The 13,644-nt window shown below is 63.6% G+C and carries 8 protein-coding genes; 4 read left to right on the top strand and 4 right to left on the bottom strand.

The window, feature by feature from the left end; genetic code table 11:
* Window positions 1-149 precede the first annotated feature (149 nt).
* From IPV69_RS23685 to IPV69_RS23695, 3 genes are all read left to right on the top strand, one after another.
* A complete protein-coding gene (locus tag IPV69_RS23685) occupies window positions 150-2,093 on the top strand; it encodes a hypothetical protein (RefSeq protein WP_206292202.1) in 1,944 nt (647 codons plus the stop codon).
* 625 nt (window positions 2,094-2,718) lie between these two features.
* On the top strand, window positions 2,719-3,771 hold the full coding sequence (locus tag IPV69_RS23690; RefSeq protein ID WP_206292203.1) for a sensor histidine kinase: 1,053 nt from the start codon (window positions 2,719-2,721) through the stop codon (window positions 3,769-3,771).
* A gap of 188 nt (window positions 3,772-3,959) precedes the next feature.
* On the top strand, window positions 3,960-4,121 hold the full coding sequence (locus tag IPV69_RS23695) for a hypothetical protein (protein WP_206292204.1): 162 nt from the start codon (window positions 3,960-3,962) through the stop codon (window positions 4,119-4,121).
* Between the two features lie 59 nt (window positions 4,122-4,180).
* Here the strand turns inward: IPV69_RS23695 and IPV69_RS23700 are convergent, their stop codons facing one another.
* Window positions 4,181-5,584: a DUF1254 domain-containing protein gene (locus tag IPV69_RS23700; protein ID WP_390884430.1), complete on the bottom strand. Its 1,404-nt coding sequence runs from the start codon at window positions 5,582-5,584 to the stop codon at window positions 4,181-4,183.
* Window positions 5,585-5,917: 333 nt separating this feature from the next.
* Complete coding sequence (locus IPV69_RS23705; protein ID WP_206292206.1) at window positions 5,918-6,883, bottom strand: ThuA domain-containing protein; 966 nt, start codon at window positions 6,881-6,883, stop codon at window positions 5,918-5,920.
* Between the two features lie 256 nt (window positions 6,884-7,139).
* On the opposite strand from IPV69_RS23705, the gene IPV69_RS23710 reads away from it, so the two are divergent.
* Complete coding sequence (locus tag IPV69_RS23710) at window positions 7,140-7,490, top strand: hypothetical protein (protein ID WP_206292207.1); 351 nt, start codon at window positions 7,140-7,142, stop codon at window positions 7,488-7,490.
* 102 nt (window positions 7,491-7,592) lie between these two features.
* On the opposite strand, the gene IPV69_RS23715 is transcribed toward IPV69_RS23710, so the two are convergent.
* Together IPV69_RS23715 and IPV69_RS23720 are read right to left on the bottom strand one after the other, a co-directional pair.
* Window positions 7,593-9,095, bottom strand: coding sequence for a YifB family Mg chelatase-like AAA ATPase (locus IPV69_RS23715; protein ID WP_206292208.1), 1,503 nt, complete (start codon window positions 9,093-9,095; stop codon window positions 7,593-7,595).
* Between the two features lie 105 nt (window positions 9,096-9,200).
* Window positions 9,201-13,619, bottom strand: coding sequence for a hypothetical protein (locus IPV69_RS23720; RefSeq protein ID WP_206292209.1), 4,419 nt, complete (start codon window positions 13,617-13,619; stop codon window positions 9,201-9,203).
* Window positions 13,620-13,644 lie beyond the last annotated feature (25 nt).

Here is a 13,644-nt window from a genome sequence, read left to right on the forward strand (position 1 = left end):
AACCTTTCAGCAGGCCGCGTGTCTCAATGAGGTGGGTTTGCGCCAGTTGCCTGGCGATTGCCGCAGGGGCGAGGATTGTCAAGCTCGGCGGCGTTTTTCCCGCGCCCAGTCGCCGGGGAAAGCCGTACAATGTCGGGAGCGAGGTAGCCATGTCACGACGGTTTCAATCGACGCTGATCACCGCGGTCCTGGCCGCCGTCCCGCTGGGGTGCGCGACGTCTGAAGAGCCTGCGCCGAGGAAGCGACCCGGGATGGAGGAAGGCGTCTATCGCAAGTCTGCTTACGTCGAGCCGCCGCCCGGCTCTGTCGCGAAGGACATCCCGCTTTACGACTACGGCGGCCGCGACCCGCGGCTTCCCGCCGACCCGCGCCAGACACCCGCACCCCAGGGCCAGGCCAACGACGGCCCGCCGCCGATTGATACCACCGGCATCCGCCTGGGCGAACTCCCGTCGGTCCGCAAGGTGACCGTCAATCCGCAGCACTGGCAGAACGCCATGACGGCGATCGAAGCCAGGATTGACGCCCCCGATCTGAAGGACAATGCCCGCCAGGGCATGGCCGCGCTGGCCCCGCGCGTCGCGCGGGCACTGATCGACTACAAAGGCGAAACCGCGATCGTGACCGTTGCCGTCTACCGCGACCCCAATCCGTCCACCCGACCGGCGACCAATCCCGCAACGAACCCGACGACAAACCCGGCCACCGCTCCGGCCACCCAGCCTGTGTACAAGCATGCGGCAGTGGCGATCGCGTTCGAGGGGTTCGCCGGCCAGCTTGATCCGTCCTTCATCCCGCGAGTGCTGTCCGATCAACCTCGAACGCCGGACGACGGTCGCGAGCCGATTGATTTCAGTCTCGTCCTTGATCGGCAGGCGACGAGCTATGTCTTCTATCAATTGACGCGAGACGGCCTGATGGCCGGCCAAGTGAGCCACGAAGACCTCCGCCGGGAACTCGCCGACGCCGCCGACAAGGCCGCGCCCGCCACACGGCCGGCAACCGGCCCGAACGCGCCGCGTGCGGCTGATGTCGGTGGCACCTACGTCCCCGCTCCCTCGGGCGGCGGCATCGCATATGATACCGGCGAGGCCTATTCCAGCGAATCCTGGACCACCTACCGCTACGGCGGCTACGTCTACCGCGGCCCCGACTACTACTGGGGCAACGGTGCCGACCCTTACCTTTACGATCTCTACGGCTGCCGCTGGGGCTCGCCTTATTACGTCACCCGGAGCGGCTACTACTACAACGACTATTACTACGGCAGCGGCTTCTGGTACGGCAGCGGGTATTACGGCTATTACGGCAACGGCCACCATCACCACCACAACGACGGCCACAACAACAACGGCGGCAACAACGGGAACGGCCGACCGCCGGTCGTCGTCGCCGACCGCAGCACGCGCGGCCGGGTGCCGTGGGGCAACGCGCCGATCGTCTCGGCGTCGAACCCGCCGACGTCGGCCAACAACGGCCCGACGCCGCTGGTGATCGCCGCCCAGCCGTCGGGAACGCCGGTGCGTCCCGCGCCGACAGTCACCGGCCGGCCGATGCGGGCACCGACGGAGTTTGTCGGTCCGCGATCGCTCAATCGTGCGGACGCCAACACACCTGCCGCCGCCAGCTTCCGCCGCGCGGACGGCAGCGTGCTGGTCGTGCCATCGGACAGCTCGGCTTCCGGCGGAAACGCGCCATCGGCGGTGGACGGGAAATCGGCACCGGTCATCGTGCCGACGCGCCGGTCGTCATCGGGATATGTCGCGCCGTCCGGCACCTACAGCCCACCCGCCGAACGCCCCAGCGCCCGCGGGTCGTCCGCGTCGGAGCGCATCAACAGCGCCCCACGCCTCGGACCGGCGTCCAACGGCCAGCGTGACTTCGTCGGCCCGCGCACCGGCGGCGAATCGTCCGGTGCCCGTAGCATCAGCGGGAACGACGGCGGCGGTCGCAGCAGCGGCGGGGGAGACGGCGGCGGGGGTCGTGGCAACGGTGGTGGCGGAGGCGGAGATGGCGGGGGCAGCAAAGGAGGCGGGGGTGGGAGCAAAGGCAGCGACGGCGGCGGCGGACGTAGCGACGGACGTAACCGCTGAAGGTGTCGAAGAACGTTGAATGCTCCAGTTTGTCGCCTTCCCATAAAGCGAGCCTGGACCGCGAGGAACTTTTCCCGAACGTCAGCACGAGGGCGAAAGTGCATGACGCGCTGAAGGTCGCACGCTCGCTCTCACCAAGGTCACTCACGGCGACCGTTCTCAGTGATGTTGCCTCTCGATACCTGGGGGGACTCTTTCTAAGACAAGTTCTACCACCCATAGCGACCCGAAGCGCCGCAACAGATGCCCCGAGCCCGAGTTGTGACTTGCTGCGCTGTCCCGGTGGCGACGGCCGTTCTGACTCGACTTACAACTTCCCGCCTGCCGCTCGGCACTCGCAGCTGGTGCGGAGGGATACCCTTCCCCAATTTCTTCGCCCCGTCATCCGTCCAAACCTGCTACCGTGATCTCGCATGTGGTCGTCCAAGGGGGAATTCCATCGCCACTTGCGCTGTTGACAGTTCACTGGAGCACGTTGCGTCTCTGCGATTTTATTCTCACACATACCGAACCTATTCTCGTCGAATGGGAGGCTTTTGCCCGTGGCATTGGTGCTGGGGCGAAGATGGGGTCGCTCACCTTACGCGACCATGCCGAGCGTATCCTTCTCGCCACCGTAGACGACATGCAGTCCGTGCAGACCAACACCGAGCGGTCGGCCCGGTCACGAAGCCACGGCTCTGAAACGTCGACTACCGATACGACGAAGATCTCATCCCTCGACGAAGCTTCGGAAGCACACGCCATCGACCGACTGGGGTCAGGCTTCGATTTGCTTGAAGTCGTCTCCGAATACCGGGCCTTGCGCGCCAGCGTGCTGCGTCTTTGGCGCGACAGTGAGCCGGATGCGGATGAGCGGGACGTTGAAGACGTTACACGGTTCAATGAGTCCCTCGACCAGTCGATTGCCAAGACCGTCAGCAGTTACACAAAGAGGGTCGACCAGTCGCGGGATATGTTCCTGGCAATCCTGGGCCACGACCTGCGCAACCCGTTGAACTCCATCGCGATGTCGGCCTCGCTGATTCCCCGAATTGGGCATCCTGAGCCGGAAGCGGTGAGCTTTGCGACACAAATCTGCAGCAACGCCGTTCAGATGGGCCGAATGATCGGCGATCTGCTGGATTACACCCGCACGCGCCTGGGTGCCGGGATGCCTGTCGAACCGGCGCCTATGGACCTTAAACCGCTGTGCCGCGGACTATTCGACGAGTTCCGCACGGCCCATCCGAAGTGCACGTTCCGCTTTTTTTCTGAAGGCGATGGGACCGGCGACTGGGACGCCGACCGTGTTCGACAGGCGATTTCCAATCTGCTGGGCAACGCCGTTCAGCACGGCGACGCCAGCGCCCCGATCGAGCTTCGGCTGACGGGCGTCGACAATGAGGTCTCCGTCGCGATCCACAACGGCGGCTCGCCCATTCCGCCGGGCGAACTTGCAAAGATCTTCGATCCGCTTGTTCGCGGCTCCAGCGGCGACCACCCTGTGAAGAATCGTCCGGGCAGCATCGGCCTGGGCCTGTATATCGCTCGCGAGGTCGCCAAGTCTCATGGCGGGTCGATCGAGGTCGTCTCCACCCGCGACGCCGGCACCAACTTTACCATCCGCCTGCCCCGACAAAGCTCCGTGTCCCACGGCCAGCCGATTCTGGACACGACCAAGATTCAGACGATGTGAAGGGGTAAGGCGCACGGCGCACGAAAGTCGAAGGTGGATGGTTGACGGTCCAAGTCTGAAGTCTGGAGGCTGGGCGAAGGATCGTTACTTCTCCTCAATTCGTGCTTGACACTCGACCTTCAGCAATCTTGATTCGCCCCCAAACATTCTCCATTCCCCGATTTGGCTGAACCTGCGACGCTTCGCGCATGCCAATCCTGCTAATCATTCTTGTCGTTCTGGTTATCCTGAGTTTCGGCGGCGGTCTGTATCAGCCGGCTTTTCGCCGACAGGGCATTTCGGTCGGAACGATCCTTCTGATCATTCTCGTTCTGTGGCTGCTGGGCGTGTTCGGATCGCGGCCGTATTAAGTGCGGTCGCAAAACGGGACAGACACCGACCGCCATGCAACGCCGATCACCAGACGCGTTCATTCGACCTTCTTCAGCGCCGGCGCGGTCCACTTGCCGGTCAGCGCGTCGTCCTTCGGCCAATACAGCCTCATCACCGCCATGAACGGCCCCTTCGGTGCGGGCAGCCAGTTCGACTCCTTATCCTTGCCGGGCGATGAGTTTTGAATCAGCAGGGTGATCCCGCCATCGGAATCCTTCTGAAACTGAGACAGCATCGGAGAGTTGAGCAGGTAGCGTTTGAGCGAATTGGCAAACAGCAGGCTCTCGGGCATCTGGTACATCGTGAGCGACCAGAATCCATTGACTGGCGGCAACTGTCCGGGCGCAAATCGCAATGCATAACGGTGTGTCCCGTCCAGCGCATGCCTGTCGGCGTCCACGCCGTACATGGGATACATCGCCTCCTGCTTTGAATTGCCAAAGATGCCGAAGACGGCGGCGAACATCCGGTAGAGATAGTTGTTCTTGAGATACTCCCGGGTGCCGAACATGTCGCCGGAGGTCAGCTCTTTCGCGTCGACCTTCTTCTTCAACTCCGCAATGTTCGCCCAGGCATCGGCCATGCCCTGCTCGATGGCCGTCTTCACTTCCGGAGAGAGCTTATCGGCATCGAACTGCATCCCGGCACCCACGCCGATCCGGGCGAAGCGTGCCATCAATTCCTTTTCCGAGGGGACCGTCGGGCAGAACTGCAGGACGAAGTTCAGAACGCTGAAGAACTCGAGCGAGGTTTTCTGTGCTTCCACGCCGAGCGGCTTGATGAAGTCGATCGCCGGCACCGATGGTGCAGGAGGCTGAGCGAGAAACGCGGAGAGGGTTCGAACCTGGTAACCCGCCTGAACCTTCTTTACGTTGTCCAGATCCTCCGGATGGAAAAGCTGTGTGCGATACACGCCCAACGCCAGATCGGTCTCGGCGCGGATCACCATCTTCACGCCTTTGGGGGTTTCGCCTTGCCAGCCCGGGCCGGCAAGGAGGTAGCTGCCGCCGTCATTGCCGGTGGTTCGGCTGCCGATGTATGCAAAGTTATGCGTGTATGCGTCGACGAGTTGGATGCTGAAGTAGCGTTCCTTCTCGATGACCGGCACGGTAATCACCATGGGCTCGGCCCGCAGGTCGAAGCCGATCATGGAGTAGGGCGTATCGGAGTTGGGGGTCTGGACGGCCTTGTCGTCCGGCGTGTAGACACGCGGCATGTTGCGAAGCTGGTTCCAGGGGTTCTTGTACTCTGGGCTCTTCGGATTGACGAAGTAGGCATACTGAATGCGGTAGCTGTCCACCATCGGATAGCCGTAGATGTAGGCCTCCTTCGCGATGGCTCTCGCCTCGGCCGGCGATACCCCGATTCCAGAGGATTTCCCAGGGCTCTTGTCCGAAGTGGTCGTACAGCCGCTAACGAGAACAAACGCCATCAGCACCATGGCGCAAACCAAGATTTCCACGTTTAGTTTCTTCACGATGTTATCCTTAATCCCTGTCCAGATTGTTCCGGTTGGATTTACAGCTCGACGGTCAGATTCTCGGCTATTTGCGTTGTGGCGCAAACAGCGTCGGAATAGGGAAGTCCCGGGACGGTTACTCGCGCCGAAAACTGCTGTCGACCAAAGTCTAACGCGGCATGGCGTGCTCAGATCACCTTACGCCCCCCGATCTACAATAGAGAGAACCCGCGACGTATCTCGTCGCGGGTTCTCACAAAGTCATCAATCTTCAAGGTGAAAATGTAAGGCTATGCCAGGTCGCCCGTCCGGCGATTACTCGTTGCCGCAGCAGGGAACATCCTTCAGGATTTCGATGCCCGGGCGAACGGCGCTGGCACTGGCCTTCTTCGCGTCCGGCTTGGGCTCGACCTTGATCGCCTTGACGTCGACGTTCTGGTCGCTCGCCTTGAAGTGCTTGTCGTCCAGCTTGCCGACGCTCCAGAGCAGGCCGCGGGTGACCAGGTTCAGGTAGCGGGCGTCGGCGACGGTGTCGTTGTTATGGCCGACCGTGGTCGCGAAGACCTTGGTGCCCTTGTAGTCGTTGGTCCAGGCGACGATGGTTTCGACGTCCTTCTTCTCGTTGGTCTTCTTGTCGGTGATCGTCTGCTTGCCTTTGATCAGCGGCTTGGCGGTCGCCTCGACACCGCCGGCGACGTTGTTGTAGAGCTCTTCGTTGATCGTGGTCCACTCGGGCTGGCCCTGGGTGATGGGGCTTTCCTTATCGACGATCGTCAGCGAGATCGGCTGCTGTGGGCCGTGGCCGGTGGTCTTGAGTCCGGTGAACTCGAACCACGGCGTCTTGTTGGGGAAACCTTCGCTGCGGTAGTTGTGCATGCCGCAGTGGAGAACCACCGCCGGCACGCCCGCCTTGTGGGCCGCCAGGACGTTTTCGATGAAGTCGATATCCTTCACCGACGCCGAGCACTCGTCGTGAATCACGACGTCGTAACCCTTCCACCAGTCCTTGTTGGCGTAGATGGAATGCTTGTGGTCGGTCTTGTTGTCGCCTTCGTGGACGATGGTGAACTCGGCCGGAGTGCGGGCTGAGATACCCTGCTTGAGGATTTCCTTCTGCCGCGAGTAGTCATGGCAGCACCCGCCGGTGACCAGCAGAACCTTGAGGGGCTTGATGGTGGTCGTCGGGGCCGAATCGGCAGCGACGGCGGTGTGCGAGGCAAGGAACGTCGCCCCGCCAAGGGCGAGGGCGGCAGAGGCGAATAGGCTGAGCAAGCGGTTCATGAAAATTGCTTTCGTGCGAGAGAAGCGGTCTTCCGCCGCGATCCCGGATCACGCGGGCCGGCGTTCACTAAATAGCATGGTCGGACGCTTGTGTTGTCAAGGACCAAAGACAAAACGAGCCGCCCGCCACGCGACGTTCCCGCGAAACGATTTGCCCAGGCAATAGATTCCCTTTCACCGCGTTACAGGTGCATTCATGTGGAGGCCGCAATCAGCGGTCTTCAGTAACCCTTCCAATCAACTGAGGAGTAGCAGCATGCGACACGTTTTGATGGCTTTGGCGGCATTTGCTCTGGTCGGTCTGATCGGTGCCTCGAACGTCCAGGCGGCCAAGAAGGCCGATAAGGGCAGCACCGAGGGTGTCATCGAGTCGATCACCGGTACCGCGCCCGCCCTCACCCTTAGCGTCAAGGGTGCTGGCAAGAAGGCGGTCGCCGTCTCGCTGACCACCACCGAAAAGACCTCCGTCACCGTCGACGGCCAGGCCAAGACCCTCACCGACCTCAAGGCCGGTGCCCACGTGAAGTACACCGCCAGCGGCGGGGTGGTCTCCACCATCGACGCGACGGCCGCTGCCGCGCCGAAGAAGAAAAAGAAAGCCGCCTGAACGAACTAAATCGTCAAGCGATGAGATGACAGAGGCCACGACAGAAAGATCTGCTTCGTGGTCTCTCTCGTTTGACATCCCTCAGGCCAGGTGCCGGCGGGCTCAAAACTTTCGGTCGAGCAATCGGTACTGAACCGCCTCGGCGATGTGGTTCTCGTTGATGTGCTGGACGCCGTCCATGTCGGCGATCGTTCGGGCGACACGGCGGACTTTGTCGTAAGCGCGGGCGCTGAGGCCCAGCTCGTCCATCGCCTGCTTCATCAGCATCAGGCTCGTCTCGCCGAGCTCGCAATGGGCGCGGAGCAGCTTGCTGTCCATCCGTGCGTTGCAAATGGGGCCTTCGCCGAAGCGCTGCGTCTGAATCGCACGAGCGCGCATCACCTGCTCGCGCATCTGGCCGCTGCTGGTGCCCGCGTGCTTGCCGGTGAGCTCGCGATACGGCACGGCGGGAACTTCAACGTGGATATCGATGCGGTCGAGCAGGGGACCCGACAGCTTGGCGAGGTACTTATCGCGGGCCCGGGTGTCGGTGGGGGCATAGCCTGATTCCGTCGGGTTCATCGCCGCGACGAGCATGAACCGCGCCGGGAACTTCACGCTGCCGTGGACCCGGGCGATGGTCACTTCGCCGGATTCCATCGGCTGCCGCATCGTTTCAAGAACCGGCCGCGGGAACTCCGGGAGTTCGTCGAGAAATAGAATCCCGTGGTGCGCCAGCGAGACCTCGCCGGGCCGGGGAATGCTGCCGCCGCCGATCAGCGCCTGGGCCGTCGCCGAGTGGTGAGGCGTCCGCACCGGCCGGCGGTCGAGAAGCGCGACGCCGTCGGGCAGCAATCCCATCGCCGAGTAGATGCGGGTGGTCTCGAGCGATTCGGCCCGTCCCAGCGGCGGCAGAATGCCGGGGATGCGTGCCGCGAGCATCGACTTGCCCGTGCCCGGCGGTCCGATCATCAGGATATTGTGCCCGCCGGCGGCGGCGATGGTGATCGCCCGCTTCACCGCTTCCTGCCCGCGGACCTCGGCGAAGTCGAGATCACTGGACTGCTGCGACGCGGCGTACGCTTCGCCGTCGAGTTCGTAAGGCTCGATATCGAGCAGTTCGTTGAGGAAACCCACTGCCTGGGCAAGGGTACCGACAGGAATGACTTCCACCCCTTCGACAACCGCCGCCTCGCGCTTGTTCTCCTCGGGCAGGATGACACCCTTGAACCCCTTGTCGCGCGCCAGCAGCGCCATCGACAGGCCGCCTTTGATTTTCCGTAATCGCCCGTCGAGCGCGAGTTCGCCGGCGACAAGGTATTCCTTGTGGCGTTCGGTCTGGATGAAGTTCAGCCCGCGCATCAGGCCGATCGCGATCGGCAGATCCAGGGCCGGCCCTTCCTTCTTCACGTCGGCCGGCGCGAGATTGATCATCATTCCGCGGCTCACCGCATAGCCGCTGTTCTTGACGGCGCGGTCGACGCGCTCGAGCGATTCTTTGACCGCCAGTTGCGCCAGCCCGACGATGGTGTTCTTCTCGGTACCCTGGTGAAGAACATCGACCTCGACTTCGCAAACCTGCGCATCGACGCCGACGAGAATGAAAGAGTGGATACGTGAAAGCAATGTGCGGCCCCGAAGAGGACGGCCGATGTTAAGCGGACCTCCGCGGGTACACAAATCGGGCAATACGCTACCGCCGGGCCAATAGGCCTGCCTGGCCGTCAACGGCTAGTCCAGCAGCTCGCTGTCGTCCTCTCCAGAGTCGAGATCATCGCTTCCCGACACGAACGACGGGACAACGCGGATTGCAACGGGGTTCGTCAGCCCAGACGAACTGGGCTTTCCTTCCGGCCGCTTGGTCTGCCCGGGAGGCAGCGTGCCTGCGGTTGTCGGATCGGTCGCCACCGGCGATGAACTGACGTCGGAGAACGAAGACGCCGGTAAGGCAACCGCCGGGGCCACGATGCCCTGGGCGTTGGTGTTGCCAGCGGCAAGTGCGTACGACGAAGCCGCCGCCTGGCTGCCAGAGGTCCGGGTCGCGGCTGCGGCGTAGCGGTAGCTGCGGTCGGTGCTGTTGTCGACGATCCAGAGATCTCCGCTGCCGGCAAGGTCAAGCGCCAGCCCGGTCGGCTTGCCGCCCCCTCCTGTCAGGGTCCAGTTGCCGAGCAAAGCGCCGGCGACGGTGTACTTGTAGACCTGGTCGCTCTTGGACCCATCGTTGACGATCCAGAGGCTCGTTCCGTCGCCAACAATATCCTTCGGCGTGCTGTTGCCGCTGGCGAGCGCGAAGCTGCTGGCGGCCGTCTGGCTGCCAGACGTCCGCGAGGCCGCACCCGAATAGAAGTAAACCCGGTCGGCTCGAGCATCGACGATCCAGAGGTCTGTCCCGTTGGTCGCGATGCCTTCAATCGTGGAGGTTGTTGAAATCGTACCGGCGGTCCATGACCCGACCACCGCACCGGCCGCATCGTAGACGTAGACGGTACGGTTCTTGTCCACAACCCATATCCGGTCGCCGGCCGCGTTGATCGCCGCCCCGCGCGGTGCGGTGTTGCCCACGCTCAGGGACGTGCTGCCATTCTGCGTACCGTTGGCGGTGTACTTGAATCGCTGGTCCACCGTGCCGTCATCGAGGACGAAGAACCGGGTCGCCGCTACCGGCGGCGGCGGTGGAGGCGGTGGAAGCGTGTCATTGTCCTGATTGGTGAATGCGACATCAGCCGCATCCAGACCGTTGTAGGACAAGTCGGCGCTGACCGCCGAGCCGAGCACCACCGTGTAGGACACGTTCCCGTCGACCGTGGCGTCGTCGACGCCGGTGACGACGACCGACTGCGGCGTGCTCCAGTTGAGCGACGTGAAGGTGAGCGTTGTCGGGGCGACAACACCCTCGGCGGTGTTGCTCGAGCTGACGGCAATTACCACGTCGGCCGCCGGGGCAGACGCCAGTGCGACCGTGAAACTGGCCGACCCGCCTGCCTCGGTTGTTGTCGCGGACGGCGTCGGCGCGGTGACCAGGATGCCCGCCGCAGCAGTCACGGTGAGATTGCTGACCGTCGACGTGTTGAGGAGCGTTGTCGAGTTGCTGGTCCCGGCGATGCCGGCGAGCGTGGAACCGGTCAGCGCAACGGTTGCGCTGCCAATCGTGGTCCAGGCGATCCCGTCCGACGAATAGGCTCCGGTAATGGTGCTCCCGCTGCGGACCAGGCGCACCCACCTGGGAGCAGTGCCGGTGACAGTCGGAACGCTTGTGGTCGATCCGCCGGCCGAGGTTCGGTACGAGAACCCGATGGTCGTCGGTGTAACGTAGATGAAGACATTGGCCGAGTTGGCGGCGGCGGACTGGCGAATCATCACGCCCACCTTGGCACCGGCGGCGGTGTTCTCCACGGAATCCACGCGGGCGCGGATTTCACCATCACCCGTGATTGACTGGGAGGTGAACCGGAATGAATCGCTCGTTCCCGCGATGTCGGAACCGCTGCTGACCAGCTTGTAAACGCCGGCCGTCAGATCGGTTGTGCCGGGCCCGTACGCCGTGCCGATATCCTGCGACGTCCAGGGTGCCGCCGGCGGCGTGGCGCTGGGCGCGGCGGCGAACTTGATGCCGCCGTTGAGGCTCTGCGTGTAGCTCGTGGTCCCGTAAACGCGGTAATAGTATTCGCCGGCCGAGGCTACCGTCGTGTCGATGTAGGTGGTGGTGCCCGCAGCCACCGTGGCCAGCGACGCGAAGGTCGTGCCATTGGTCGACCGCTCAATCCGATAGCCGGTCTCGTTGGCAATGTCGGTCCAGTTGATCGCGATGCTGCCGACGGCAACCGCGCCGAGCGTCGGGTTGACCGCGGCAAGCCGGGGCGACACCGAGACCACCGCAGACGTCACACCGTCACCCAGCGCGCTGGTCGGGGTTACGCGGTAGCTGTAGACGTTGGCGGCGGACAGGCCGCTGTCGGTGTAACTGGGCACGTTCGCTCCGACCGTTGCGAGCGTGGCAAACGTCACCCCGTCAGTCGACCGCTCGATGCGATACCCCGTCTCGCCCGTCGTCTCGCGCCAGTTCAACACGAGCTGGGTGGCGTTGGGCTTGGTAATCGAAAAGCTGGTGACGGCACTGGGTCGATTGACCTCGCTTATCACCAGCGACGGTACCGATCGGCCGGTGCCGTCGCTTGCGCTGACCCGGTAGAAGTATCGCTGCGAGCCGGCGAGGCTCGCGTCGGTGTAGGTCGTGCCGGCGGGTGCGCCGACCTGGGCAAAGGTTACACCGTCGTCCGATCGTTCCACTACGTAACTCGCGGCGCCTGCGACGGCGTCCCACGTCAGCGTGAGACCCGTTCCGCCGGCCAATACCAACGACGGATTCGATGGCGCCGGCAGGGCGTTATAGACGGGCGTCGCCGCGCCTAAAGCGCCGGTGACGCTCACATTGTCAAACTGCCCCACGTTCATCGCGTGGTTATTCGCCGACGCCGTGGCAAGTCCGATCGTGACTGTTCCTGCCATGCTCACGCTAGCCGTGCCGAGCTGCGTCCAGGTCACTCCGTCGGTTGACGTGAAGCCGGTAAAGGTATTGCCGACACGCTGGAGCTTGACCCATCCCGGCGAGAATGCCCCGGCAGCCCCAGATACGGTCGTCGTCCCGCCGCCAGTGGAAGCGCGGGAGTAGAACCGCGCGCCGCTGCTGTAGGTCTTGACGATCGAAACCTCGCGGGCGTTGGCGGCGGCGCTCTCACGGATCGTGACGCCGGCAAGTGCGCCGGCGGCGGTGCCGTCGACGTTGGCAACCCGGGCAACGATCGTGCCGTCGCCAGTGAGGGTCTGATAGGCGTACTGCAGGCCGTCGGACGTGCCGGTGATCCCCGCCCCGGTGCCGATCAGGCTGAACGTGCCCGTCGCCCCGTCGTGCACCGAGTAGCCCGAGACGCCGGTGCCCACATCGGTCGACTTCCAGCCGGACGGCAGCGCGCTGACGGACATGAAGTACCGCCCGACATCGCCGTAGTTCTGGTGACTCGAAACGACGGCATAGTAGGTGCCGGTCGTGAGCGGCATCGTGATCTGCTGCACATTGTTCACGCCATCGGCGGTCGCCAGCAGTTCGCCTCCGGCGGTGAAGACCGACAGCTTCAGGTCTGCACCGGATGGGGCGTCAGGGGCGGCCGAAAGGGCATAGGTACCGTCGGATGAGACAACAAACGAGAACGCATCCGCGTCGGTCAGTCGTTCGATGATGCCGCTGGTCCACTGGGCCGCGCCGCTGACGGGCAACGCCGTCGCCGTGGCGATGGTGTTGCCGAAGTCGTCGGCCCGCATGCCGTCGCCGCCAACCGCCTGGTACGGCTTGATCTTGTTCGCGATCACGGCGATGTCGTCCTGCAATGTGGTGACACCCGACGCCGTGCTGTTGTGCCCGAGGATGAACTTATGGATGGTGCCGCTGTAGTCCACGCCCATGATCGAGCCGTGAAGCGGATCGGTCGCGCCGGCGTACTCGGCAGTCAGCGTGCCCCACTGATCCCAGGTCGCCTGGTGCTGCAGGCCGAAGTTATGGCCGATCTCGTGTGCCAGGCCCGACACGCGGGTCCGAGCGTCGCCGCTCTGGTTCCACGATTCCGGGGTCGTGTTCGGGAAGACGTTCACATAGCTGTAGCCACCGCTGATGTTGTTGCCGACCGCGAGCCACGCCTTGGGCGTTCCCGAAGCCGGTTGCACCGTCGTCACGTTGATGTCGAACATCGCGAAGTAGCTCGACATCTCCCGCCATGCTTCAAAAATGGTCCGCTGCTCGGCGACATTGAAGGTCGTGGCATCGGCATCTTCGCTGTACGGCGACACCGTCGCGACGTAGGGGTTGGATCCGCTGGCATCGCCGTCGAAATCGAGGTAGAGCGCGGTCGGCGCTGACGAGAGACTGCTTAGCACCGGCATGCCGTTGGCGAGCGTGGAGTAGCTGGGCGTGCCGGCAGGCGTGGCGCCGGTCGTTTCGCCGGGCGGCTGGCTCTGCACACTCGAAGCCGCCGGATCATCGGTGAAGAAGTCCACGACGAGTGCCGAGTGCGTGGCGCACATCATCAAACGGCTCTCCATCGGCTCGATGGGTGCTATCGCTCGGAAAAGCCGGTGGCGACCTGCGGTCCGCTTCTTCATGATGTTCTCCTCGTTCGCTCAAAAC

This window comes from Humisphaera borealis (assembly GCF_015169395.1).
Taxonomy (GTDB): Bacteria; Planctomycetota; Phycisphaerae; order Tepidisphaerales; family Tepidisphaeraceae; genus Humisphaera; species Humisphaera borealis.